Annotated in this window: 23 protein-coding genes; 9 read left to right on the top strand and 14 right to left on the bottom strand. The window is 34.6% G+C overall.

The annotated features are described in order from the left end of the window. The first annotated feature begins 67 nt into the window (after nucleotides 1–67). Nucleotides 68–271 carry a cold-shock protein gene (locus N3C60_05900; GenBank protein ID MCX8084438.1) on the top strand — a complete coding sequence of 68 codons (204 nt, stop codon included), beginning with the start codon at nucleotides 68–70 and terminating at the stop codon, nucleotides 269–271. Between the two features lie 51 nt (nucleotides 272–322). Here the strand turns inward: N3C60_05900 and N3C60_05895 are convergent, their stop codons facing one another. After that, nucleotides 323–544, bottom strand: coding sequence for a DUF2905 domain-containing protein (locus N3C60_05895; GenBank protein ID MCX8084437.1), 222 nt, complete (start codon nucleotides 542–544; stop codon nucleotides 323–325). A 77-nt stretch (nucleotides 545–621) separates the two neighbouring features. Here N3C60_05895 and N3C60_05890 point away from each other — a divergent pair, with 77 nt between their 5' ends. After that, nucleotides 622–2,046 (top strand): aldehyde dehydrogenase family protein, encoded by a 1,425-nt coding sequence (locus N3C60_05890; GenBank protein ID MCX8084436.1) that lies wholly within the window; start codon nucleotides 622–624, stop codon nucleotides 2,044–2,046. 4 nt (nucleotides 2,047–2,050) lie between these two features. After that, entirely contained in the window at nucleotides 2,051–3,118 is a 1,068-nt protein-coding gene (locus N3C60_05885; protein ID MCX8084435.1) for a DUF362 domain-containing protein, read from the top strand. Between the two features lie 10 nt (nucleotides 3,119–3,128). On the opposite strand, the gene N3C60_05880 is transcribed toward N3C60_05885, so the two are convergent. The 5 genes from N3C60_05880 to N3C60_05860 form a co-directional block, all read right to left on the bottom strand. Beyond that, nucleotides 3,129–5,060: a P-loop NTPase gene (locus N3C60_05880; GenBank protein MCX8084434.1), complete on the bottom strand. Its 1,932-nt coding sequence runs from the start codon at nucleotides 5,058–5,060 to the stop codon at nucleotides 3,129–3,131. Nucleotides 5,061–5,127: 67 nt separating this feature from the next. Continuing rightward, nucleotides 5,128–7,800 (bottom strand): HAD-IC family P-type ATPase, encoded by a 2,673-nt coding sequence (locus N3C60_05875; protein ID MCX8084433.1) that lies wholly within the window; start codon nucleotides 7,798–7,800, stop codon nucleotides 5,128–5,130. 93 nt (nucleotides 7,801–7,893) lie between these two features. Next, nucleotides 7,894–8,976, bottom strand: coding sequence for a TRAP transporter substrate-binding protein (locus tag N3C60_05870; protein ID MCX8084432.1), 1,083 nt, complete (start codon nucleotides 8,974–8,976; stop codon nucleotides 7,894–7,896). A 115-nt stretch (nucleotides 8,977–9,091) separates the two neighbouring features. Further along, nucleotides 9,092–9,250, bottom strand: coding sequence for a hypothetical protein (locus N3C60_05865; protein MCX8084431.1), 159 nt, complete (start codon nucleotides 9,248–9,250; stop codon nucleotides 9,092–9,094). Continuing rightward, on the bottom strand, nucleotides 9,247–10,179 hold the full coding sequence (locus N3C60_05860; GenBank protein ID MCX8084430.1) for a hypothetical protein: 933 nt from the start codon (nucleotides 10,177–10,179) through the stop codon (nucleotides 9,247–9,249). Before N3C60_05860 ends, N3C60_05865 begins: the two co-directional genes overlap by 4 nt. Before the next feature lie 98 nt (nucleotides 10,180–10,277). Between N3C60_05860 and N3C60_05855 the strand changes: the two genes are divergently transcribed. Beyond that, the gene (locus N3C60_05855; protein MCX8084429.1) at nucleotides 10,278–11,012 is read left to right on the top strand and encodes a cytochrome c biogenesis protein CcdA; all 735 of its coding nucleotides are present in this window, start codon (nucleotides 10,278–10,280) and stop codon (nucleotides 11,010–11,012) included. A gap of 1 nt (nucleotide 11,013) precedes the next feature. Beyond that, nucleotides 11,014–11,472: an SRPBCC family protein gene (locus N3C60_05850; GenBank protein ID MCX8084428.1), complete on the top strand. Its 459-nt coding sequence runs from the start codon at nucleotides 11,014–11,016 to the stop codon at nucleotides 11,470–11,472. Here the strand turns inward: N3C60_05850 and N3C60_05845 are convergent. From N3C60_05845 to N3C60_05810, 8 genes are all read right to left on the bottom strand, one after another. Continuing rightward, a complete protein-coding gene (locus N3C60_05845) occupies nucleotides 11,464–12,549 on the bottom strand; it encodes a hypothetical protein (protein ID MCX8084427.1) in 1,086 nt (361 codons plus the stop codon). The genes N3C60_05850 and N3C60_05845 overlap by 9 nt on opposite strands. Then, nucleotides 12,542–13,897, bottom strand: a complete 1,356-nt coding sequence (locus tag N3C60_05840) for a TIGR01777 family oxidoreductase (protein ID MCX8084426.1) — start codon at nucleotides 13,895–13,897, stop codon at nucleotides 12,542–12,544. The genes N3C60_05845 and N3C60_05840 overlap by 8 nt, the downstream gene beginning before the upstream one ends. Before the next feature lie 69 nt (nucleotides 13,898–13,966). Then, nucleotides 13,967–14,326 (bottom strand): hypothetical protein, encoded by a 360-nt coding sequence (locus N3C60_05835; GenBank protein ID MCX8084425.1) that lies wholly within the window; start codon nucleotides 14,324–14,326, stop codon nucleotides 13,967–13,969. 118 nt (nucleotides 14,327–14,444) lie between these two features. Then, a complete protein-coding gene (locus N3C60_05830) occupies nucleotides 14,445–15,785 on the bottom strand; it encodes a sigma-54 dependent transcriptional regulator (protein MCX8084424.1) in 1,341 nt (446 codons plus the stop codon). Next, on the bottom strand, nucleotides 15,782–16,885 hold the full coding sequence (locus tag N3C60_05825; GenBank protein ID MCX8084423.1) for an ATP-binding protein: 1,104 nt from the start codon (nucleotides 16,883–16,885) through the stop codon (nucleotides 15,782–15,784). The genes N3C60_05830 and N3C60_05825 overlap by 4 nt, the downstream gene beginning before the upstream one ends. Further along, nucleotides 16,866–17,531, bottom strand: coding sequence for an ABC transporter ATP-binding protein (locus N3C60_05820; protein ID MCX8084422.1), 666 nt, complete (start codon nucleotides 17,529–17,531; stop codon nucleotides 16,866–16,868). The genes N3C60_05825 and N3C60_05820 overlap by 20 nt, the downstream gene beginning before the upstream one ends. Before the next feature lie 9 nt (nucleotides 17,532–17,540). After that, complete coding sequence (locus N3C60_05815; GenBank protein MCX8084421.1) at nucleotides 17,541–18,701, bottom strand: FtsX-like permease family protein; 1,161 nt, start codon at nucleotides 18,699–18,701, stop codon at nucleotides 17,541–17,543. An 8-nt stretch (nucleotides 18,702–18,709) separates the two neighbouring features. Then, entirely contained in the window at nucleotides 18,710–19,132 is a 423-nt protein-coding gene (locus tag N3C60_05810; protein ID MCX8084420.1) for a DUF2318 domain-containing protein, read from the bottom strand. A 144-nt stretch (nucleotides 19,133–19,276) separates the two neighbouring features. Between N3C60_05810 and recJ the strand changes: the two genes are divergently transcribed. The 4 genes from recJ (at nucleotide 19,277) to N3C60_05790 (ending at nucleotide 24,454) form a co-directional block, all read left to right on the top strand. Then, nucleotides 19,277–21,037, top strand: coding sequence for a single-stranded-DNA-specific exonuclease RecJ (gene recJ, locus N3C60_05805; protein MCX8084419.1), 1,761 nt, complete (start codon nucleotides 19,277–19,279; stop codon nucleotides 21,035–21,037). Continuing rightward, nucleotides 21,038–23,167 (top strand): bifunctional (p)ppGpp synthetase/guanosine-3',5'-bis(diphosphate) 3'-pyrophosphohydrolase, encoded by a 2,130-nt coding sequence (locus N3C60_05800; protein ID MCX8084418.1) that lies wholly within the window; start codon nucleotides 21,038–21,040, stop codon nucleotides 23,165–23,167. Nucleotides 23,168–23,250: 83 nt separating this feature from the next. Continuing rightward, nucleotides 23,251–23,766 carry a ferritin gene (locus N3C60_05795; protein ID MCX8084417.1) on the top strand — a complete coding sequence of 172 codons (516 nt, stop codon included), beginning with the start codon at nucleotides 23,251–23,253 and terminating at the stop codon, nucleotides 23,764–23,766. A gap of 94 nt (nucleotides 23,767–23,860) precedes the next feature. Further along, nucleotides 23,861–24,454 carry a peroxiredoxin gene (locus tag N3C60_05790; GenBank protein ID MCX8084416.1) on the top strand — a complete coding sequence of 198 codons (594 nt, stop codon included), beginning with the start codon at nucleotides 23,861–23,863 and terminating at the stop codon, nucleotides 24,452–24,454. Nucleotides 24,455–24,842: the final 388 nt, after the last annotated feature.

Below are 24,842 nucleotides of genomic sequence, written 5' to 3'. Positions count from 1 at the left end.
CCCATTAAAACTGCTATATTAATTTTAGAGCAGATAGCTCTGTAATTTAACAATGAGGTGAAATGTTATGAGTAACACAGGAACAGTTAAGTGGTTTAACGACACAAAAGGGTATGGTTTTATTACCAGCTCAACAGGAGAGGATGTATTTGTACATTACTCTGCAATTGCAATGGATGGTTTTAAGAGCCTTAAAGAGGGAGACAAAGTAAAGTTTGATATCGTAAAAGGTCCTAAAGGTCCGCAAGCTGCAAATGTTGTAAGAGGATAGTTCCACTTACCAAGAAAATTACACCCGCCTAAATGGCGGGGTTTTTTGTTCCTACTTTTTAAAAAAAATATTTAACAAAATTGTTAGAATAATACTGATAATGATTGAAGTAACTATGGGGAAATGGAAGCTAAAGTTATCTTTTTTTATATTTATATCGCCGGGTAACCTACCTAAACCTATTTTTTCACCAAAATGAAAAAATAAGCCTACAATAATAAGAAGTACACCTATTGTAATGAGTATTTTTCCAAATCCGCCAAAGTTCTCCATATAAAACGAAATTATAAAAAATTTGTTGAAAGTCAAGAGATAAAATGATAATCTTAATCAAAAAAAGGGAGGTAGCTATGCAGGTGCAAAAGTTATTCATCGAGGGTAATTGGGTTGATACCGGAAGTTATATAGATGTACTAAATCCATACGATAACTCTTTGATATCAAAAATATGTATATCAAACAATGAATGGACGGATAGGGGGATAAATTATGCTTATAATAATAGGTCGATAATGGCCAAACTTACAGCCAAAGAGCGAGGTGAGATTTTGAGCAAAGCTTCAAAGCTCATTTTAGACAACTTTGATACCCTTGCCAAGACGATTGCTCTTGAAAGTGGTAAAGCGATGAGATTTGCTAAGGGTGAAGTGCTAAGGAGTTCAGAGACGTTTCAGTTTGCTGCTGACGAGGCCAGAAGGTTGTCTGGGGAATTAATCCCGTTGGATGCTGCAGCAACAGGTAAAAATAGATTTGGCTATTATAAAAGATACCCTTTGGGTGTTATAGGTGCCATAACACCTTTTAATTTCCCTCTAAACCTTGTTGCACATAAAGTTGCCCCTGCTATTGCTGCGGGTAATGCTATTGTTTTAAAGCCGGCAACAACGACACCACTTACCTCAGCCAAGCTTGTGGAAATACTATTAGAAGCTGGTTTACCTAAAGAGGGTATTACTCTTTTAGTTGGGTCTGGTTCTGTAGTGGGGAATAGAATGGTGGAGTCAGATAAGATTGCTATGATTAGTTTTACTGGCTCACCAGAAGTGGGTCTTGAGATAAAGAAAAAGGCTGGGATGAAAAAGGTTACCCTCGAGCTTGGTAATAACTCGGCTGTGATTATACATAAAGATGCTGACATATCATCTGCTCTCCCTAAATGTGTGATAGGTGGGTTTGCAAACTCTGGACAGGTTTGTATCAGTATTCAGAGGATTTATGTACATGAAGATATTTATGAGGAGTTCACCAAACAATTTGTGAATGCTGTAAGACACACACCTTTTGGCTCTCAATTGGATGAAAATGTGGTAGTAGGGCCAATGATAGAGGAGAGAGAAGCGATAAGGGTCGAAGAGTGGATAAATGAAGCTATCGCCAAAGGGGCTAAGCTTTTGTGTGGTGGGAAAAGGGTATGGGCTCTTTTGGAGCCTACTGTCCTGTCTGATACGAATGAAACGATGAAGGTGGTAAGTGAGGAGATTTTTGGGCCTGTTGTATGTGTTATGAAATATAAGACCTTAGAAGAAGCTATTGAAAAATCGAACAATTCGAAATTTGGGCTTCAGGCAGGCATATTTACAAAAGACATAAAATCAGCTTTTAAAGCTATAGATGAGTTAGAAGTGGGTGGTGTGATGATAAACGATATGCCTACTTTTAGAGTTGATCAAATGCCTTATGGTGGTGTAAAACTTTCTGGGACAGGTAGAGAAGGTCCAAGATTTGCAGTTGAAGAGATGACGGAGATAAAAACCGTGGTATTTAATTTGGAGTAATCGTATGAGGCCAACTGTTTACTTTGCATCAGTAAAAAATAAAAAACATACTTCTTCCCTTAACAAAATAAAAAAGCTCCTAAATAAATGTTCTCCTGAAAAGTTTTTTTCAAAAGGTGAGATCATAGCTATCAAAACCCATTTTGGGGAGTTGGGTAATACCGCTTTTGTTTCCCCAATTTATCTTAGGCCTGTAGTTGAAGTCTTAAAAAATTTAAAGACAAATCCTTATCTTACAGATACAAATACGCTCTATGTTGGGATGAGGACTAACAGTGTGGATCATCTGCACAATGTTAATTTAAATGGTTTTGGTTATTCCACTCTTGGCGTACCTACAATTATTGCAGATGGTCTCAGGGGGGAGAACAGTGTTGATGTGGAGATCGGTGGCAAATATTTAAAAAGTGTAAAATTGGCTTCAGATATAGTGAATGCTGATGGTATGGTTTGTGTGTCCCATTTCAAAGGGCATGAGGTATCAGGTTTTGGTGGAGCTATAAAAAATTTATCCATGGGTTGTGCTTCAAGGCAGGGTAAGCTTGAGATGCATTCTGTTACCAGACCGAAAGTCCATCAAGAAAAGTGCACTTCCTGCGGTAGATGTCTTTCAGCATGTGCCCACAGTGCTATAGATATAAAGCCCAAAGCTTTTATTAATGAAAAATGTACCGGTTGTGCCAGATGCATAGCTGTGTGTCCTGAGGGGGCAATAGGTATAAACTGGGATGAGACAACAGAAAACACCCAATTAAAAATGGCTGAGTATGCTTTGGGGGTACATAAGGCCCTAAGAGGTAAGATATTATACGTAAATTTTCTTATAAATATAAGTCCAGCTTGTGATTGTTACCCAGGTAATGATGCACCTATATGTGCAGATATTGGATTTTTATCATCCACTGATCCTGTAGCCATTGATCAGGCTTCTTATGATTTAGTGTTGAAACAGTTTGCTGGTAAGGATCCTTTTGTGGATATATATCCGTATCTGTCGCCTGAAATTCAACTTTCTCATGCGGAATATCTTGGCTTGGGTAAAAGGGAGTACGATCTAATAACCATAGATTGATGAAGACGGATTAAATATCCGTCTTGTTTTTTAATAGGTTTTTCCTGGTGTCTATAACAAATGCTGAATCAAGTAGCAGTTGATTGGTAGATTTTGATATGGTTCTTTGGGTAATGTTTGATGAGGGCATGTCGTTTATTAAAAACTCCCCTTCTGCTAATTCCATTAGAAAATAAAAGGCATCGAGACCAGATAGGTTTTTAGATTCGGCGTGTACGACAGATCCTTTATCAAAATAGATCTTTCCAGATATTTCATTGCCTACTAATTCTAAAACACATATTTTATTTGATATGGATAGAACTTGTACTAAATCCATGGGACTTATATTCTCCAAATTACCTTCTGTCTTTTTAACTTCTGTGATCGATTCTTTACCCCCAGTTATCCTTTCATATATTTCAAAAAAATTGCTTAATCTTCTGAGCGATAGAGGTGAAATCGATTCGAAGCTTACACCATATTTTGTTACATCTCTTATGTTTTTTACTTTACATGCTATATTTTCTATCAGTTTACCATCCGGTAGAACAAATGATATTCTACATATATCTTCTAAATTCATAGATACTTCTGATTCTATTAGTGCTCCAGATTGATTTAGATCTATAATTTTACCTTTATATACATTATTACCAATGAGTATAATAGCCCCTAAGTTCACCTTATATCTCTTATTTCCTCTTAATGAGGTTTCTATGTATTTTTTGGGATAAGAAAAGAGGGCGATTTCATCTAATTCTGATGGTTTGTGCAGTAGTTTTGTTTTAAACTCTATAAGTTTATCCTGATAGCTGTATCGAGCAGAGATTATGGTTGTGTTTTCTAAAAAGTCTAATAATTTTTTGTTTATCTTTACAAAAAGATAGTTTCCAAAGTCCCATCCTAAGATAGTTGAAGTGATGTAGTAACTATTTTTTTCTATGAAAACAAGCTCTCTGCCTACTTGAAATTCAGAAAAATAATCGTCTTTTGGGAGGTTTAATAGGTTTCTTCTTAAGTTTATTTTTATCGTCTTGTTAATATTGTTTATTTCTGAGATTATCTTATTTATATTTTGCTCCAAACTAAAAAAAATAGATTCATCTACAACAGGTTTTATCTGGGTTGTTTCTTCGCTGTACAGGTCCTCTTCTTTATTTACTAGAATTAAATTGGATAAGAGATCGTTAATCTCCCTTTTACCAATCATATACTCCGAAAATAGATTAGCATACTGTCTGAAGAGATTGGCAGTGCTACCCTCAGGTTCATAATACAAGATGGGTGTTTGATTATTTACAGCCTCAGAGATTTTGGGGTTAAAAGGTATTGGGCCTAATAGCTCGATATCCAGGTTTAAAAATTTTTTTACAGTTTCCTCAAACTTTTCAAAAATGTTTTTTACCTGACTTTTTGATCTTGCTCTATTTATCACGACATATGTTTTCTTTATGATCTCTTTATCTTTTAGGATTTTTAAAAGACCATAGGCATCTTTGATGGATGTGATTTCAGGTATTATAATCAAAATCAAGATATCTGACATTTTTATAAAATGTAAAACCTCATCAGAGGCACCTGCCGCGGTGTCAATAACGAAAAAGTCTACATTAGATTTGAATTCATTTATCTTGAAGGTGATCTTCTCTTTATCGGTTTTACTGAGGTTGGCAAACTTCGTAATCCCTGTACCAGCAGGGATTAGTAGAAAATTGTCATATTTCTTGTTTTTGTAAACGATGTCATTGATGGAGACATCCTCTTCTACAAGATTTAAAATGGTTTTTTGGGGATTAGTACCAAGTAACAAAGAGGCATTACCCAAAGAAAGATCTGCATCGAATAGGGCAGTTGTCTTGTTTTTTTCTGCAAGAGCTAAAGATAGATTTAGTGAAAAATTGCTTTTACCTACCCCACCTTTACCACTTGCAACTGAAATGATCGTAGTATTTTTCTCCATAAACCCCCATTTATTTTCATTGTAATGTTAATTGGAAAAAAATCAAGTTTTTATCTATTTACTTTTGTTACTTTAGTTTTTTACGCAAATATTTATCCACTTCTACTAAAATCACAACACTGGATGATATAAAGAGCAATAGAAGCCAGTCATTGCAGTTCAAAGGTTCTGTTCTAAATATCCATTGAAGTTGTGGTAAGTATATGACAGCCAGTTGGGCTAAAGTGGCAGCAATAAGACTGAAAAAGAGGAATTTGTTGCTGAGAGGATCTATTTTAAATATCGATACAGTTTCAGAACGAGCATTCCAAGCTTGAAAGAATTGAAAAAAGACCATAGTGGTCATAGCCATAGTTCTTGCTTTTTCTATACTGTACCCTTTGTCCAATGTGTGTTGAAAGATATAAATGACACCTAGAGCGATGAGAATACCTATTAAAAATGTCCTTTCAATAAGGGTTTTGGACATGATCGGTTCTTCAGGTTTTCTGGGTGGTCTTGTTTCAATACCTTTTTCACCTGGTTCAAAAGCTAAAGAAACATCCTGTAGTCCGTTGGTTACTATATTTATCCAGAGTAGTTGGGCTGGTACTAATGGAATAGGTATGTTCATAAGCAGTGTGCCCAGTATAGATAGTATAGACCCAAGAGCTGTTGGAATGAGAAAAAAGGTCACTTTTCTTATATTTTCAAAAACAATGCGCCCCTCTTTTACTGCTTTATAGATAGTTGCAAAATTATCGTCTGTAAGTACCATGTCTGAAGCTTCTTTTGCAACATCTGTACCAGATTTACCCATTGCTACACCTATATGGGCTGATTTTAAAGCTGGTGCATCATTTACCCCATCCCCTGTGACAGCAACGATATGACCCAATCTTTTGAGTTGGTTTACTATTCTCAGTTTGTGTTCCGGTGTAACTCTTGCATAAACATTTATATACTTTACCTTTTCCAACAGTTCATCGTCGTTCATGTTTTCTATATCTTTACCGATTAAAACCTCTTCCTCATCTATTATTATAAGTAGCTGTTTTGCTATTGTTTTTGCTGTAAGGGCATGATCTCCGGTAATCATGACCACTCGTATTCCAGCCTTTCTACAACCTGCTATTGCTTCTATTGCTTCTGGTCTTGGAGGATCCACCATTGCTTGAAGTCCCACAAATGTGAGTTCCTTTAGCTCATTATGTATATATTCACTTTGGCCAGTAGTTTGATACAATATCGCTGTGTTTTTAGATATCTCTTTGTATGCAAAAGCCAAGACTCTCATCCCATCTTTTGAAAAGGTTTCAGCAGTTTTTATAGCTTCAAGTTGAGACAATTCACTATGGAAAGAGCAAAGTTCGAAAATCTTTTCTGGAGAACCTTTTACAAATATAAAAAATGTATCATTATGTTTATGAAAGGTAGCCATAAATCCTTTTTCTGATTCAAAAGGTATTGTGTATAGCAGTTTAAATACTGATTTAAGATGATCGATCTTTAGACCCCCTTTCATTGCTGAAATAATAAGAGCTACTTCTGTGGGATCACCGGTTATCTTAGGTTTATCGTTTATTATGTTGATAGTTGATTCGTTACATAAAGCCCCCACTAAGAATGTTAGGTAAAGGTTATCAAACTCTTTTAATAAAACCTGTTTTCCATCTTTTAATATTTCACCTTTTGGTATATATCCAGATCCTTTGATATCATAGACTGTGTTTTTGGAAAAGACTTTTTGAACGGTCATCTCGTTTTTTGTTAGCGTTCCTGTTTTGTCGGAGCATATGATGGTAGTGCTACCGAGGGTTTCTGCTGCCGGTAGTTTCCTGATAATTGCGTTTTTCTTTGCCATCCTTGCTACTCCAACAGACAATGCTATGGTGACAACAATGGGCAACCCTTCAGGTATAGCAGCAACGGCTACAGCAATTGATGTCAAGAACATGGTTTTAACGCTAATACCTTTTATTAATCCAATAAAAAAGATTATTAAAGAGGCAAGCATTATAAAAGTACCGATCTCTTTTGTAAACTTTTCAATTTTTGTTTTTATGGGAGCTTGGGAGGATTCTATTTCGTAAAGGTTTTTTGCTATCTTACCAATTTCTGTAGATGTTCCGGTGGCAACCACAACCCCTTTACCTCGTCCACTTACTATCAATGTCCCCATAAAAGCCATGTTTTTTTGATCGCCAGGGGTGAGGTTGTCCTCTGATATAGTTTTGTCTGTTTTATTGGCGGGTATAGACTCCCCAGTCAGTATAGATTCGTCAATTCTAAGTTCATTGGTATAGATCAAACGGATATCAGCTGGTACCCTCATCCCTGATGATAATAAAACGATATCACCGGGAACGATGTCGTGGTTATTTATTTCGTTAGCTACCCCATCCCTTATGATACTCACTTTTGGTAGTAACATCTCTTTTAGGGCTTTTACATTTTTTTCAGCCTTTAGTTCTTGGGGAAAACCTATGAGGGCATTTAAAATTACTACTGCAAATATTACAAAGGAATCTATATACTCATTGAGGTAAAAGGTGATTACACCGGAGATTATAAGTATGTAAATTAGTGGGCTTGTAAACTGATGTAGAATAATTTTGAATATATTAATTTTATTTGAGTCGGGTAATTTATTAAAGCCGTATAGTTTTATCCTTTTTTTGGCTTCTTCAGTTGAAAGACCATTTTCTGACGTTGCAAGGTATTCAAAAATTTGGGTTATATCACTTTTATACCAGATCATAAGCTTTCATATCTATTATAACATAATTGGGGATAAAATTTTAGAACTTGTAGGATTAGAAATTAAAAAAAGGGGGTTGGTGCCCCCTTAATCTTAAAATATAAAATCTGCGTAGGCAAATTCTGAGTTTTTATGTAAGTCTCTTATATTTATCATGAATTTTTTATAGTCTTCCCATATCTTTTTGGACATTGGATCCTTAGAAGCAATCTCTTCTACAACTTCTATAGAGAGTTTGCTAAACTCCTTCATAACATCTTCTGGGAATTTAAACACTTTAACTCCGTGTTCTTTTTTCAATTTCTCAAGATAAAAATTGTTTTTGGCGTCAAACTCGGCTACCATCCAGGCATTTGATTGGGCACAAGCCGCTTTTACTATTGCTTTGAGATCTGATGGGAGTGTTTCCCAGGCTTTTTTGTTTATGAAAGCTTCGATGACAGTACCTGGTTCGTGCCAACCTGGATAATAGTAGAATTTAGCAGCTTTATATAGACCTAATATGTAGTCATGGTATGGTCCAACCCACTCTGTAGCATCTATGACACCTCTTTCAAGGTTTGTAAATACCTCTGAAGCAGGAACAGTAACTGATGTACCACCAGCCTTAGTAATAACTTTACCACCAAGACCTGGGATTCTCATCTTGAGACCTTTTATATCATTAAGGCTCTTGATCTCTTTTCTAAACCATCCACCCATCTGCATGCCGCATTCACCCACTAAAAATGGTACTACGTTGAAGGGGGCATACAGTTCTTCCCATAGTTTGAGCCCATTACCTGAGGTGATCCATGAATTTACCTGCTGGCTGTTCATTCCAAAAGGTACAGCAGCTATGAGCTGAGCTCCCGGAACCTTTCCAGCCCAATAGTAGGGACAGCCGTGACCCATCTCAACAGTTCCAGCGCTTACAGCATTAAATGCTTCAAATGCAGGAACAAGCTCACCGCCACCATAAACATGTATATTGAGTCTACCATCTGACATCTCTTTAATAGATTTTGCAATCATTTCGGCACTTTCTTGGAAAACTGGGAATTTTGGAGGCCATGTGGTAACCATTTTCCAATTGTATTTTGGTGCTGCATGGATGGCAGGGGCGCCAATGACAGTAGTTGCTGTTGCTACGGAAGCTACAGTTGCAGCTTTTTTAATAAAATCTCTTCTTTTCATTCAAATCCTCCTTTTTAAGTTAAAGTTAACTGAAAATAGGTGCTTTTGGTTAGAAATATCTCTTTTGTGATAAAAAGTCAATAGATTTTATTGTGTTGGCGTAGTTAAAATGAATTTAACTTTTTTCTTTGTTCATTTGGTTTTTATAAAGGTGATAGGCCGTATCTGGCCCAGTTAATTTTTTAGCTGCTTCAAGGGGTAGTTTGATTTTGCCTTTAAGTATTAATTCCTTGTATTTTGCTTTGATTCTTATCTCTTCGGCTTTATCTTTCATAGATCAATTATCCTATCGGTTTTTATCTTGTTTTTGATTAAATGGGCGATAACAAGGTCAAACGCCCCGATACCTAAATTTATTGCTAATCTTGCATCCTTTGGATGGTTTTCTGAAATATCAAACAGCGTGTTTTGATCGTTGAAGCCTTTGAAATATCCAGTTTCATGGTATTTTAAAAATTGGTTTTTATCATCCGTAACGATATTTTTGTTTAGTGAGAAAAGGGTTTCATACCAAGGGGAAGCGTAATCCACAGGTAGGATGATTGTATCATTTTTAGTTAGGGTAGGATCGAGGAAGGGTCTTAGATCTTTTGATATGGTCGTTGCAGAGATGACTACATCTGCTTCTGAGAGTGCAGTATTAATATCTGTAATTATTATTTCTAAGTTATATCTATCTGTTGTAAATTTTTTTAAGTTTTTGGCAGTTTTTTGATTTCTCGAATGTAGATATATCTTTTTAATTGAGAATATTGTAGAAAATACGTCAATATGGCTTTTTGCCTGTACTCCAGATCCTATAATGGACAAAACAAGGTTCTTTTTGTCAGTTATTTTTTTTAAGGTAACCGCAGATACTGCAGCAGTACGGTATGCTGTTATCCAATTACCATCTATGATATATTCGGGTAATCCATTTTCAGGATTACACAGTATGATAAGTGCATTTATTGTTGGTATGTTGTATTGGCTATTTTCAGGATAGTAGGAAACCAATTTCATACCAGCTATATCTTCATTTTTTATGTAAGCGGGCATGACGTTTATAAAGCTGTTTTTTCGTGGGTAAATAGCTGGTTTAGGAGGAAGTTCTATAGCTCCTGTTGATTTAAGTAGAATAGTTTTTTCTACTACATCATAAAGAGATTTAAGATCGATGTTACCTCTTTCTATTGCTTCATAAGATATTATATTTAGTTTCATAATGACTAATATACATCCTTTATTCAAAATTACAACACGAACTTGACAATAGGTCCACAGGCATATAAATTAATATCGATTAAATAAATGGAGTAGATATGGAAGAGTTAACTTTTTATGGGGTTTTTTTAGCTGGGCTATTGACGTTTTTATCTCCATGTGTGTTACCTTTATTACCAGGGTATATCTCTTTTATTTCTGGAGAGAGTATAGATTGTCTTACCACACAAGGGTGTAAGGGTGCAAGGCTCAAAGCGTTTTTGGGGGCGATTTTTTTTGGTCTGGGTTTTACCTTAGTCTTTGTGGCGCTGGGAGCGTCAGCTACAGGTGTGGGAAAAGCGTTAAATGAGTACCGCAATTATTTCGAAAAAATTGCGGGTGTGATTGTAGTAATACTTGGGGTTCATCTGATGGGGTTGTATAAAATAAACACACTTTTACTACAAAAAAAGTGGAACTTTAAAAAGATCAATGCTCCATTTTTTGTAGAGGCATTTCTGTTGGGTGTTGCTTTTGTGTTGGGCTGGACACCTTGTGTTGGACCTATTCTGGCTGGTGTTTTGTCTTTAGCTGCAAAGGAGAGTACTCTTTCCCACGGAGTAATGCTGCTTTTTGTCTATTCACTTGGACTGTGGATTCCATTTTTATTATCAGCGATAGCTTTAGGCTTTGTAATAGGTAGTATTAAAAAAGCATCAAAGTATGTGATTGTTGTGGAAAAGATCGCTGGGGCTATGCTTATTTTAATAGGGATTTTGATGATCTCAGGGTCTTTGACTTCGATAGTATCTTTTTTAACGGATCTATTCCCTTTTTTATTAAAGTTGGGTTAGCATGAAACTTAGAAAAATTTACAGAGAGCAGAAGATTTTTTCAGAGGTGGAAAAAGTTTGGCAATTTTTTTCTTCACCTAAAAACCTCTCCACAATAACACCGCACTGGCTTGATTTTAGGGTTATTACCGATATTCCTGAAAGAATGTATGCTGGTATGATCATAGAATATAGGATAAGACCTGTATTAGGTATACCAATTAAATGGATTACTGAGATAACCCATGTGAGAGACTTTGAGTTTTTTGTGGATGAACAGAGGTTTGGCCCCTATAAGTTTTGGCATCATAAACATCTTTTTTTACCCAAAGAAAGTTATGTTTTAATGGTGGATGATGTTGATTATATAATGCCATACGGCTTTTTGGGAGATATATTGCACTTTTACGTAAGTGTAAAACTTAAGGAGATATTTGATTTTAGGTATAAAAGAGTTGAAGAGATTTTTAACCTAAGCTAATATTCTTTTGCTATAAAACATTATATAGAGGAATGCCCCAAAAAATAACACTGCCAAAAGGGCAAAAAAGCTTATATAGTATCCAAGAGGTATAAATATTGAAACAGTTAACCAGTGAAGTAGGATTACCTGATATGAGTTTAACTCTATCGGAAAATCCCTAAATCTCACTATTACGGACAAACCTGTAAGATTCCACCCGTATAAAGAAATTATACGATGAAGGTCTTTTATCAATTTTGATAATTCTGGGGTATTAAAAGCTGTAAAATAGAGAGCTATATATGCTATCCCTGTTATGGCTGTGAAGATAAGAAATGTTATTCCTGATGATAGGAAAAGTTTTCGTTGTTCTGCATATCCTAATCTGTAATATAAGACAAATACTGTTGTAACAGTGATGAAGAGGATACTGGAGATAATAAGTTCTAAACGGTGGTTTTCAAACAAGATAAATATAAAAAAGATCACTACACCAAGATTTATTATCCAAAAAGATGCAAACTTAAGGAAACGTTGGAATAGAGAAGGGGCTTTTTGCATTGTGGAAAATATTATCGAAAGGGTGATAAGGGATACCGGGAATGAAAATCCCAAGAAAAATGTATTTAACTCGAATTTTCTAAAAGGTAGTAGGTTCAGATACTTATGATTTATTATAGCGAATGTTGACAACAAAAGACCTATGGATAGGCATAGTAATGAAGCATGATGAAATCTTTCTGACATCTTATAGTTGTTGTTAAAAAATTGAATAGGGAAGAAACCAAATCTCTTTAGTCTCACGGATTCTACAACTAAGAACATAATAATGGCTATTATAATAGCAAGTTCATATTTTTCCAAAAAGGCAAATATGGCATATAAAAAGGAGGATATAAAAAAGATAGTAGTTTTTCTTGTAAAAACTATACTGCCTTCTGTGAAGTAGATAATCAAAGTACCACCTGTGCAGAGATTAAGTAGAAAAATGTGTAATCTTTCAAAATGTATCTCTGGAAAAAAATGGTGCATGAATCCAAATATAAGAGCGAGCATTATTATTGTGTAAAAAAGGGATCTGTTTTTTTCACTCATCCACTACTCCTAACAGATGGTCAATGGTGGAGTTTAGTTGGGGAAAATAAAAGGTAAAACTGGTTTTTGTCAGGTGCTCTGGGATTGCTCTACAGCTGGATAGAAGTATTTCTGTCCCTAAGGTACCGTATAATGTTTTTACAATATGTTCATTAAGTGTAAGGAAACGTACCTTTTTTAATCTTTTGGACAGTATATCCACTAGTTCCTTTTGGGTGACTGGATTGGGTGCTGTAATGTTGAATACACCAGTTAGCTTATTGTATATTATATGGCATATAGCGTAAATGACATCATCTATACTTATCCAACTAATAAATTGGTTGCCACTGCCGAGCACTGCCGAAAGGTTATATTTTGTAAGAGATAATAGTTTCTTGAGGGCACCACCTTTGGGAGTCAATACTACCCCTATTCTAAGTATAGTTGTTTTAAATAGATCATTTTTAGCTGACTCTTCCCATTGGTGACAGAGTTCTGCAATGTATCCTTTCCCTTTTGGACCTTGTTCGTCAAGGGGATGATTGTTTTCACCGTAATAACCTATGGCAGAGGCATTTATGAAGTGGAGGTTGGTAGTGTTTGTTTGGCTTAGAGCTTTTATTAATTGCTTGGTGAAGAAAATTCTACTGTTTTCTATATCTCTTAATTTCTCAACAGTCCATCTTCCTTCAGCTATGGGTGCTCCTGCGAGATTTATGACTGTGTCTATAGTATCGAAATTACCTTTTAAAACCCCTTTTTCTATGTCAAAAAGAATTGTATCTTTTTCGGTTGATGGTGTTCTAACTATTCTGTATACCCTATGACCGTGACTTCTGAGTATAGGTACGAGTTCTCTTCCTATGGTACCATTTGAGCCTGCTATTGCTATATTCATAGGACTAGAGTTGTTATATTTTGAGATGAAAGATAGATCGTTTTTTGTAATGGTATATCTGTATCTAAATGTTCTTTTGAGTTTAGATGCTACAAGCTTTTCAGGTATTAAAAACATGTTAAACATAGGCTCGTAATATATAACATCTTTTAGTAGGGAGCTGTTTTCATCTAACTTATTAAAAATGTGTGTATGTTCCCACCGTCTAAAGGGTCCTTTTAACTGAATATCTTTGAATTGCTTATACCTTATATAATCTGTATGCTTAGCATGCCAGACAAAACGGATGAAAGGGGTAATGTTTAATATAAAAGTGGCTTCTGCATCTTGAAGATTATCAGGTTCTCTTATAACCTTTACATCCTCCCATGGTGGTATTAGACGGCAAATAATCCCCTTTCTCTCATACCAACTAAAAAGTTCTTCAAGACTATGGTCAAATGTAGAACTGAATTCAAAATAACTCATAGAATTATTATAAAGTAATAGAATAAAATTTCAATATATGAATAAAAAATGGGGGTGGTCCCCCAGATATTATTGTTTTACAGGTTCTAATCCTGAAGATATTATGTGGCCTTTGAGGGTTATTTTAAAGTTGTTTCCGTTGTTATCTTTTACATAGATATCAAACCCATGATCGTTTTTTTCAGACTTTACTATAGAAAAGTTTTTTAGCCTGTTGAGGATCTGTTCTTCAACAATATCTTCTGCTATTGATTTACTGAGGGGGATCATATTACCTTCATTTTTCCCAGTCATACAGGCCATTTTTTTGTGTTCGCCAGATGATGATACTTTACCGCTGGCGGAATTTGAATGTTGGGAATGATCCATAGCAAAGGCAGAAACACTTAACATACAAAAGGTTAGCACAGATACTAAAAGTTTTTTCATATCGCACCTCAAATTATTTTTTTTGATTCAATAAAATACAAATAAAATGCCAGAAGATAATCGTTTCTTTTGAAGAATATTCTTTAATTTTGTTTTTTTTACTGGAGCTTTTTAATTATTATTTTATACCATATCTTTCTAATCTATATATCAGTTTGTGTCTTGGTAATTTGAGGTATTTTGCTGCTTTTGCTTTATTTCCATTAAACCTTTTCAAGGTCATTTCAATAATATTTTTTTCCAGTTCTTCTAAGTCTAATCCATCTTCTGGTAAAGTATCTAAAATACAATTTTTTGCCTCTTTTTCTGGGTATATTTCTGGTGGGAGGTGTTGTTTTTTTACAATACCGTCTTTGCAAATAATGGTAAGTCTATAGATAAGATTTTCAATTTCCCTTACATTTCCAGGCCAGTCGTAATTAAAAAGATAAGTAAAGGTGTTTTCTTCAAAAATTAGCTGTTTTCTATACTTTTTGCAAAAGAATTGGATAAGCTCTTGTAAATCGCTTTTTCTTTCTCTAAGTGGAGGAACATGTATGGGGAAGATATTGAGCCTATAAAAAAGATCAGCTCTAAAAGAACCCTCTTCAGTCATTTTTTTTAGATCTCTGTTAGTAGCTGCTATGATCCTTACCGATAATTTTTTTGTCTTACTGTCACCTACTTTTTCTATCTCCCCTTCCTGTAAGAAACGTAAAAGCTTTGGTTGTATTGTTAATGGGATATCTCCTATTTCATCTAAAAAGATTGTTCCACCGTCAGCTTCTTCAAGTTTCCCTTTTTTATCTGCGTCGGCACCTGTAAAAGCACCTTTTTTATGACCAAAAAATTCACTTTCAAAAAGATTTTCAGGGATTGCTGAACAGTTTACAGTAATAAATGCCTTATCTTTTCTTAGGCTTTTACTGTAAATATATTTTGCGACTAATTCTTTTCCTACACCGCTTTCACCTAATATGAGAACAGGAGCATCAGTAGGTGCTACCAAATTTAGTTTTTCTATCATGTTTTTTATAGGTTTGCTCTCACCAATAATTTTTGTTTTTATGGATTCTTCTTTTATAGTTTTAAGGTTTTTGTTCTCTTTTTTGATGTTCGAATAAGAGATAGCTCGTCTTACAGTGATTACAAACTCATCGTTGTCAAAAGGTTTAGATATGTAGTCGTAAATCCCATTTTTTACAGCATTTACCGCATCTGCTACATTCCCGTAGGCGGTAATGATGATAACAGGTATCTCCGAATCTATTTCCTGAATCTTTTTGAATATTTCATAGCCATCACCATCGGGTAATCTTAAGTCTGTTATGATTACATCAAAATCATCAGTGTTTATGTTATAAAAAGCTTCAGAAAGATTCTTTGACCAAATGACATTTATGTTTTCCTTTTCTAAGAGTAATTTAATAATCTTGGAAAGGGATTCGTTGTCTTCGATGAGTAAGACTTTGTTGTTCATATAGGTAACCTCAGGATAAATTTTGTTCCATCGAGATGTTCTAACAGGATAGTACCTCCTAATTCTGTTGCCAATTTTAAAGATATGGAGAGACCTAAGCCTGTTCCTTCTTCTTTGTTTGTGAAAAAGGGTTCAAATATTTTGTCGATATGATCTTTTTTTATACCAACTCCGTTATCCCAAATAGAAAAGTATACATGGTTATTATCATTGTAAAACTCTATCTCAACTCTCCCATTATTTATGTCTTGGGTGGCTTCAAAAGCATTAATAATCAAGTTTAATAAGATATGTTTTAACGCTATTTTATCTGTGTATATTTCAGTTATCTTGCTTCGGTCTTTTATAGAATATTTTTTGTTTTTATCCTTTATATACATCTTAACATAGTCTTCAAGTTCAACGAGGAATTCAGGTATGTTTATTTTTTCCTTTTTGATTTCTGATTTTCGAATAAATTGTGTGAACTTGGAGACAAATTTTTCTAACTGTTCACTCTCTTTAATGATTATATTTATAAGGTCATCACTCATGTTATTGTTACTGATCAGGGTTGCTGCTGATTTAATTGCTGAGAGGGGGTTTCTTACTTCATGAGCTATAGAAGCGCTTATTTCTCCCATGAGTCGTAGTTTATCTATACGTGATAATTCTTTTTCCATCTTTGTTTTTTCATCTATGTTTTTCTGTAGTTCATTTAATGTTTTTAAAAGCTCATTTTTGGTATGCTGTAGTTTTTGATTTTCTTCAAATAGTTTTTGAGAGAAGTATCCTGTAAATCCCCCTACAGTGAAAAGCATTATGACCTCAACAAAAGATCTCAGCTTGTAATGGGGGATATCCAATAGATAGAGGTAGATTTCATAATCATAAAGTATTGAAATAAAAAATGAAGCAACAATACCACCCAAAAGCCCCATTTTTATGGCTGCATAGATTACTATGAGATAATACATGTAATAATGCATGATGTGTATTATGTGAAAGCTATCTGAGACCGAATAGTGTAGATAGGTAACGAGCAATGTGGCAATAATGACGAGAAGTACATTTTTCTTAGAGGTTGGAATATAAAGATGGCTAAATAGTAATCTTTCCATCTTCCATAACGTAGGTTTTATTGCCTAATTTGGCAAGCTTTTGTTCATGTGTAACCATAACAATTGTCATACCTTCGTAGTTTAGTGCTTGTATGAGTTCAATAATTTCTGCTGAAGTTTTTTCATCAAGGCTGCCAGTGGGCTCATCTGCAAACACAATTTTTGGTTTTTTGACTATACCCCTTGCGATAGCAACTCTTTGTTGTTCTCCACCGGATAACTCTCCTGGTAATCTATAATATTTCCCTTTTAAACCTACTTTGTCAAGCGCAAACTTTCCCAACTCAATATGGTTCATGTCTATTTTTTTAATGCTGTAGGAAAATGGTAGTAGGACGTTTTCGAGAGCGTTAAGGTATGGAATTAGGTGATATAGCTGAAATATGAAGGCGAAGTCATATCTTCTTAGATGGTTTATATGTTTTTCGTTTTTGTGGTTTATCAATGTTTGCTCAAAGTATATTTCACCTTCATCGTAATTGGTAAGTGTACTTAATACGTTTAGCAGTGTACTCTTACCAGAACCTGATCTCCCTGTGATTGTAACAAAGTCACCTTTATCTATTGCTATGTTTATACTTTTTAGGACGGTTACTTTGTTGTTATTGTTGTTGTAAGATTTTGTTATGCCTTTAGCAGTTAACATAATAATCTCCTATAATGCCGTAATTGTATCAGAGGGTTCAATTTTGGTACCTTTGTATGATGGGTAACTGGAAGCAAGTAGAGTTAATAGCATGACTAGTAAGATTAAAAGTATCATTTCAGGGAAACTGAATACTATCTTATTTTTATCAATGTGTAGGTATTGCAAAATCTCTTTTGAAAGCAGTAAACCTATTATATAACCTATAATAGCTGAGAAAAAGCCTATGAAGACACCTTCGAAACTAAATATTATGAAAATATCTTTTTTTTCGTACCCCATACTCCTGAGGATCCCAATCTCTTTTTTTCTTTCATTTACAGAGTTAAAGACAAAAAGTCCTATTATAAAGCAGGAAGTAAGTAGCATGATAGATATCACTACGTAGGAAAGATGTTCAACGAAATGAAGGGCAGACATTCTTTGTTTAACTACTTTTTGAACGGCATTTATCTCTGCATCTGGTAGCGCTTTTTCCAGTTCATCAACAATATCATCTATGGGGCAGCCTGCACACAGTGCTGCAATCTCTATGAAATTTGCTTTATTTGGTAAATTTGAAAGCTTTTGGAGTTTGTTTAAATCAATAAAGAGAAGATGATCCTCCTCTGAACCAAGTTTATCCAGTACTCCTGTTACAATAAATGTCTCTCCGAAAGCTTGTATTGTACTGCCTGGTTTAAGGTTTAATAGGGTAGCTGTTAAGTTGCCTGCGATTATCTCGTTATCCTTAGTGGGTAGTTTGCCGTTTATGTGCCAGTAGTTTTTTAGCTTTATCTCATTTTCAAACTCAATTCCTACAAACCCCAAACTTTTGTTATTGTACTCTTTTACCACAATGAGTTTGGGTGCTATTGTGCTTATGTTTTTGTTAAACTTGATATTTTTAATTTTTTCTATGCTTTTTGATAGGTTAAGATATTTGATGTCATACATAACACTGCCTAAGTTTACACCGCCGTATGTGATATTTAATGTATCTGTTTTTGAATTAATTATAATGTTTGCACCATATTTGTTTAACTTTTCCTCAAAGCTTAACAGTACAATATTTGATATTTTATAGAAGGAAACAGCAGATATGATCCCTACTGAAAAGATGAACAATATTGTTAAGGTTCTTATTTTTTTCCTACGAATATTCTTTAATGGAATGGTAAATATATTCATAGTTCACCTTAAAAGTATTTATAGTGTGTTATAAGTTCTTTGGTGGAGATTAGTATTTGGTCTTTTGTTATGGTGCTTTTAAGGGGTGATGGGTTACAGCCACCGGCAATAACTCCAATTTTAGATTGGTGAAATTTAAGACCGCAGTTGTTACATATCATAAACTCTCCCTGTTGGGAATAACCTTTTTTGGCAGGATAACATATTTCACAGGCATCAAAAGCTGTTCTTATGGAACCATCTTTTAGTTTTATTGCAAAGAACTTAATATCCTTGTCATTAACTTTGTACCTGTAAAAACTAGCTTTTTCTGTTTCAAGTTCTTTGATTGGTATACTTATGGTCCCGTTAGACTCTTTGACAGTTTTGTATTTTCCACCAAAAAAACCGAACATAAAGAGCACTAAGATTAATAGTAGAATATTCTTCATTTTTTCCTCCATATCTAATTTTACTATATTAAACACAATAAAAATGCCAGAACTATCCAGTTATGACTTTATCTAAAAAGTACTTGAAAATATGCTTTATTAATATTAATATTAAATTAGTAGAAAATAACATTTGGCTGGTAGATGGAGAAAAATGATTATGCATTAGTAGATAAAACCCCTAAATACCGTTGGATCTGCAAAAAGTTAGATGTAAAAAAGATTTTAGATTTAAAGATACATTTTACAGATGTCCCTGTACCAATTCTTGAGGTACTTGCTAAAAGGGGGTTTTATAAAAAAGATGATCTGCTTGCTTTCCTCGAAGTGCCTTTAAGTAATCTATATGACCCTTTTTTGCTCAAAGATATGACAAAGGCAGTAAAGAGGGTATTATCTGCTATTGAACAAAAAGAGAAGATCTGCATATATGGTGATTACGATGTAGATGGTGTTACTGCTACATCTTTGTTGTATGAGTTTCTATCCCAAATGACTCCAAATATCGATTATTACATACCTAACAGACTGGAGGAAGGTTATAGTTTGAATAAAGAGGCTTTAGATGAATTGAAATCTAAAGGTGCGAGGTTAGTTATAACCGTTGACTGTGGGATAACTTCTGTAGAAGAGGTAGACTATGGCACTAAAATAGGGCTTGATATTATTATTACTGATCACCATCAGCTTAATTTTGATATTCCAAAAGGGGCGTATGCCATAATCAATCCATTACAGCCTGGTGATACATATCCTTTCAAATTTCTCTCGGGGGTTGGGGTTGCTTTTAAATTTGCTATGGCAATAAAGTATCTATACGAAAGGAAATATGATAAAAAGCTATTACCTATCAAAAGCTTTTTAGATCTCGTAGCGTTAGGTACAATAGCTGATGTGGTGCCGTTGATCGATGAAAACAGGGTGTTTGTTAAGCATGGTTTGAAACTTTTAGAAAATTCAAATAGACCTGGTATAGAAGAGTTGAAAAAGATTTCAGGTTTAGTCAATACCGACATAACTACTTCAAATATTGGATTTAGCCTTGTTCCCCGTATAAATGCAGTGGGTAGAATGGGTAATAGTAAGGCAAGTGTCAGACTACTCATAACAAGAAACAGTAATGAGGCAAGATGGCTTTCCGAAGAACTGGAAACAGAAAACAGGTATAGACAGGATTTAGAAAAAAATATTTTAAAAGAGACTTTAGAAAAGATTCAAAGACGAAGGATAAACGATCGTTACAAAGGGATTATTGTTTATTCTAAGAATTGGCATCCAGGTGTTATAGGTATCATAGCTTCTAGACTTGTGGAAAGATTTTCGAAGCCATCCATCGTGCTAACGGTTGAAAACAATATTGCAAAAGGGTCTGCAAGGAGTATTTCATCTGTAGATATTTTTGCTTTTCTGCGTTCAAACAGGGATATTTTAATAGAGTTTGGTGGGCATAAGTATGCTGCAGGTTTAAAATTGGATGCTAAAAACCTAAGACATCTACAGCGAAGATTTGAGGATTATTTAAATAAAAACTTTTCCCAAGATCAGTTAGAGCCAGAACTTTTGATAGATGCTTTTTTGGATCCTAAGGATATCACTGAAAGTTTTCTCGATTTTATCAATAAGCTAAGACCATTTGGTAACTGTAATCCAGAGCCTGTATTTGTTATGAAAAGGGTATCTAAAGCTCAGGAATTTGCTTTTATTGGAAGGGATAAAAGTGTTTTAAAGGGGTTTGTAACAAAAGATGGCAAGTATTTTGAAATCATCGGATTTAATATGGCTGAATATAAGGAACTAATAAAAGAGAATAATCTGTTTGATATTGCTTTTACAATAGAACTTAACAATTGGATAGGTGGTACCAATATCCAGTTAAAGATTAAAGATATTAAGAAGAGTAGCTAAATGGCTAAGGATAAATTAGTAAGATTAATGGATATACAGGAAGTTCTTCAAAAGAATAATATAGGTAACATAGAGAAGCTACACAAAGCCTATGTGTATGCAGCCCAGAAACACAGGGGACAACTAAGAAAAAGTGGTGAACCATACCTGTCCCATCCTTTAAATGTAGCCTTAATTTTAGCTAATATGAATATGGATCTTGACACTGTAATTGCAGGTATTTTGCATGACACATTAGAGGATACTGATGCCACTTATGAAGAATTAGCTCAATTGTTTGGAGAAGACGTTGCCTTTCTTGTGGATGGTGTCTCCAAGATAGGTAAGATATCTTTTAAATCGACAGAAGAAAAGATGGCTGAGAATTTTCGCAAGATGCTTATATCCATGTCTAAGGATGTTAGGGTTATTGTGATAAAGTTGGCCGACAGGCTCCATAATATGAGAACGTTAGATCACTTAAGTGAGGAGAAAAAACAGCGAATAGCAACGGAAACAATGGAAATTTATGCACCATTAGCCCACAGGCTGGGTATTGCTTGGATAAAGTGGGAGCTTGAAGATTTGGCATTCAGAGTTTTAAACCCTGAAAAATATTACGAAATCTACAACCTTGTGAAGCTAAAGAGAAGTGAACGGGAGTCCTATTTAAACCAAGTTATAAACCTATTAGATGCTCATTTAAAAAATGTTAAAATAGATGCTGAGGTTACTGGCAGACCCAAACATTTTTATAGCATATATAGTAAGATGATTAAAAAGAAAACCACGTTTGATGAGATATATGATCTACTTGCTGTAAGGGTTATTGTTAAAACGGTTTCTGATTGTTATGCTACACTTGGGATTATACATAATTTGTGGAAACCTATTCCAGGTAGGTTTAAAGACTACATTGCTATGCCAAAACCAAATATGTATCAATCACTTCATACTACAGTTGTAGGTCCTCATGGCTTGAATGTTGAGATTCAGATCAGAACAGAGGAGATGCACAGGATCGCTGAAGAGGGTATTGCTGCGCACTGGAAATATAAGGAAGGTAAAGTATATAATCCAAAAGATGACAATGCCTTCGTATGGCTAAGACAACTTTTGGAACAGAAAGAGCTGAACAAACCACAGGATCTTGTTGAGGCTTTAAAAGAGGATATTTTACCCGTTCAGATATATGTGTTTACACCGAAAGGGGATGTCATTGAACTTCCAGTTGGCTCTACACCTATAGATTTTGCTTATGCTATCCATTCAAAGGTGGGGGAAAAGTGTGTTGGAGCTAAGGTTGATGGCAAAATGGTTAGTCTGAAATACAAATTGAAAAACGGTGAAAAAGTGGAGATTATCACGTCTCCTACACAAGAGCCAAGATCTGATTGGCTCAATTTTGTTAAAACGAACCGTGCTAAGGTAAGGATACGTAACTATTTGAGAAAGAAAGAGGAGGATCTTGCCATAAAAAATGGACAGGAACTCTTGATAAAGGAGTTTGAGTTTAGGGGGATTAATGGAGTGGAGTTTCTCGACGATGAGAGAAATATAAAAACTATCCTTGATAAATTTTCGATAAAAACTAAAGAGGATATATTTAAGTCTGTTGGTTTTGGTAGGGTATCGCCAAAGCAGATAGTTAATATCTTCCATAGAGTTGAGGAGAAGGATGAGGTGGTTGTAAAGCCTACCTTTTCCAAAACATCACCCTTTAATATAGATGGTATTGATGGTGTGTTGACTAATATAGCGAAATGTTGTCACCCTTTGCCCGGTGATAATCTCAAAGGTTATATCAGTGTAGGTAAAGGTTTGGTGGTGCATAGGGCTGATTGTACAAATTTAGCTGAGCTTGCAAAAACAAATGAAGATAGAATTATCGACGTCCAATGGGCAGAAGGTAAAAACGTTAAATTACCTTTTAGGATTACAACGATAACCATCGATAAGCCAGGTATCCTTAGTGAAATTACAACTATACTCAAAGACATGGCTATTAATATAGTGGAACTATCTGCTAAGCCCCAGAAGGATGGAAATGCAAGACAAACCTTTACAGTGGAGTTAAACGGGAAGTCACAGTTGGATAAGATTTTGCAGAAATTAGAGTCATTACCTTTTGTAAAACAGATAATATATTGAATTAGAATTTTTATAAATAATTTTATTGCTTTCTATCTTTATTTGTTATATAATAATCTATAAAAATTTGGAGGTTTCATGTTATGATATCTAAAAAGATGGCAAAGGCTCTCAATGAGCAGGTGAAAAATGAGATTTACTCTTCGTATCTTTATCTTTCTATGTCTTCATGGGCCACATCTCAGGGGCTTAAGGGTTTTGCAAACTGGTTTTATGTGCAATCGAAAGAGGAGCTGGTTCATGCTATGAAGTTTTACCACTATATTCTTGATCAAGGGGAAGCCGTGGAGTTATTAGAGATTCCAAAACCTGAGAAAGACTTTAAATCACCTTTAAAAGCTTTTGAAGAGGTTTTAAAGCATGAACAATTCGTCACCAAATGTATCTATAACCTTGTAGATCTTGCTCTTGAGGAGAGGGATCATGCAACCAATGCATTTTTGCAGTGGTTTGTAACTGAGCAGGTGGAAGAAGAGGCGTCTGTGAATGGGATAATAGATCAATTAAAGCTAACAAAATCTGATGGAAATGGTATTTTCATGATAGATAAAGAGCTTTCTACGAGGACATTTGTACTGCCAGCTGGTATGGCTATATAGTATTTTAAGAGTTTTTTTGTCTTTTTATATTGACAAATTATTAAAATTATATAAAATATAATTTGTCAACTATAAAAAGTGTGGAGGTAGAGAAATGAGTTTAGTATCAAAAGCAGCGCCATTATTTGAAGCCGATGCAGTTTTAAACAAGAAATTTGTAAAAGTAAATCTTGAGGATTATAAGGGTAAGTGGGTTGTATTGTTCTTTTATCCATTGGATTTTACCTTTGTTTGTCCTACAGAAATTACAGCATTAAGCGATGCTGTGGAAGAATTTAAAAAGAGGAATTGTGAGATAATAGGTGTTTCTACCGATAGTAAGTTTTCTCACCTTGCATGGGTAAATCAGCCAAGAGAGGAAGGTGGTCTTGGTGATATAGCTTATCCATTGGTAGCTGATTTTACAAAGAAGATATCTGAAGATTATGGAGTGCTTCTTCCTGCTGGGATGGCTCTTAGAGCTACATTTATCATAGATCCAGAGGGTAAGGTTCAGTTTGAGCTGATCCATGATCTGGGTATTGGTAGAAATGTTGATGAGATTTTAAGGAGTCTCGATGCCCTTCAATATGTAAGAACTTATGGAGAGGTATGCCCTGCTGGCTGGAGACCTGGTAAAGATACAATGAAGCCAGATCCAGAAAAAGTAAAAGAGTATTTTAAAAAGAATCCGAAAGGTCATCAGTAATAAATCAAGTAATAAATTATAGGGGTGGTAATACCACCCCTTTTTAGTTTTAATCGTAATATTTAAACAGGTTAAGGCTATCTTGATTGTAATCATTATGTTGTGTGAAATTAAAGGAATTGCCGAAGATGTATTGATTATGTCGAAATAGAATTATACATATAAGCGATTATATTATATTGTTATAAAAAATAGAAAAAATATTGCTATTTAATAAGATGTTTTGACTATTACGATTAAAATTATATTATAAGTATTTGTTGATTTATTGTTTTTGTTGATTTTCATTTTTATGTGTTGTTTTGTTGTGTATCTATTGTTGTGAATTTAGGTCAAAAACATTCGGGGTTTTTATGCTTAATAATTATTTTCAAGAATTTAAACCAAA

This window comes from Calditerrivibrio sp. (assembly GCA_026415135.1).
GTDB lineage: Bacteria > Chrysiogenota > Deferribacteres > Deferribacterales > Calditerrivibrionaceae > Calditerrivibrio.
This window is presented reverse-complemented; position numbering and strand designations above follow the sequence as displayed.

Excerpts from the sequence above, each read along its gene's own strand:
- N3C60_05900 (MCX8084438.1), top strand. The coding sequence starts at position 68 with ATGAGTAACACAGGAACAGTTAAGTGGTTTAACGACACAAAAGGGTAT.
- N3C60_05895 (MCX8084437.1), bottom strand. The coding sequence starts at position 544 with ATGGAGAACTTTGGCGGATTTGGAAAAATACTCATTACAATAGGTGTA.
- N3C60_05890 (MCX8084436.1), top strand. The coding sequence starts at position 622 with ATGCAGGTGCAAAAGTTATTCATCGAGGGTAATTGGGTTGATACCGGA.
- N3C60_05885 (MCX8084435.1), top strand. The coding sequence starts at position 2,051 with ATGAGGCCAACTGTTTACTTTGCATCAGTAAAAAATAAAAAACATACT.
- N3C60_05880 (MCX8084434.1), bottom strand. The coding sequence starts at position 5,060 with ATGGAGAAAAATACTACGATCATTTCAGTTGCAAGTGGTAAAGGTGGG.
- N3C60_05875 (MCX8084433.1), bottom strand. The coding sequence starts at position 7,800 with ATGATCTGGTATAAAAGTGATATAACCCAAATTTTTGAATACCTTGCA.
- N3C60_05870 (MCX8084432.1), bottom strand. The coding sequence starts at position 8,976 with ATGAAAAGAAGAGATTTTATTAAAAAAGCTGCAACTGTAGCTTCCGTA.
- N3C60_05865 (MCX8084431.1), bottom strand. The coding sequence starts at position 9,250 with ATGAAAGATAAAGCCGAAGAGATAAGAATCAAAGCAAAATACAAGGAA.
- N3C60_05860 (MCX8084430.1), bottom strand. The coding sequence starts at position 10,179 with ATGAAACTAAATATAATATCTTATGAAGCAATAGAAAGAGGTAACATC.
- N3C60_05855 (MCX8084429.1), top strand. The coding sequence starts at position 10,278 with ATGGAAGAGTTAACTTTTTATGGGGTTTTTTTAGCTGGGCTATTGACG.
- N3C60_05850 (MCX8084428.1), top strand. The coding sequence starts at position 11,014 with ATGAAACTTAGAAAAATTTACAGAGAGCAGAAGATTTTTTCAGAGGTG.
- N3C60_05845 (MCX8084427.1), bottom strand. The coding sequence starts at position 12,549 with ATGAGTGAAAAAAACAGATCCCTTTTTTACACAATAATAATGCTCGCT.
- N3C60_05840 (MCX8084426.1), bottom strand. The coding sequence starts at position 13,897 with ATGAGTTATTTTGAATTCAGTTCTACATTTGACCATAGTCTTGAAGAA.
- N3C60_05835 (MCX8084425.1), bottom strand. The coding sequence starts at position 14,326 with ATGAAAAAACTTTTAGTATCTGTGCTAACCTTTTGTATGTTAAGTGTT.
- N3C60_05830 (MCX8084424.1), bottom strand. The coding sequence starts at position 15,785 with ATGAACAACAAAGTCTTACTCATCGAAGACAACGAATCCCTTTCCAAG.
- N3C60_05825 (MCX8084423.1), bottom strand. The coding sequence starts at position 16,885 with ATGGAAAGATTACTATTTAGCCATCTTTATATTCCAACCTCTAAGAAA.
- N3C60_05820 (MCX8084422.1), bottom strand. The coding sequence starts at position 17,531 with ATGTTAACTGCTAAAGGCATAACAAAATCTTACAACAACAATAACAAC.
- N3C60_05815 (MCX8084421.1), bottom strand. The coding sequence starts at position 18,701 with ATGAATATATTTACCATTCCATTAAAGAATATTCGTAGGAAAAAAATA.
- N3C60_05810 (MCX8084420.1), bottom strand. The coding sequence starts at position 19,132 with ATGAAGAATATTCTACTATTAATCTTAGTGCTCTTTATGTTCGGTTTT.
- recJ (MCX8084419.1), top strand. The coding sequence starts at position 19,277 with ATGGAGAAAAATGATTATGCATTAGTAGATAAAACCCCTAAATACCGT.
- N3C60_05800 (MCX8084418.1), top strand. The coding sequence starts at position 21,038 with ATGGCTAAGGATAAATTAGTAAGATTAATGGATATACAGGAAGTTCTT.
- N3C60_05795 (MCX8084417.1), top strand. The coding sequence starts at position 23,251 with ATGATATCTAAAAAGATGGCAAAGGCTCTCAATGAGCAGGTGAAAAAT.
- N3C60_05790 (MCX8084416.1), top strand. The coding sequence starts at position 23,861 with ATGAGTTTAGTATCAAAAGCAGCGCCATTATTTGAAGCCGATGCAGTT.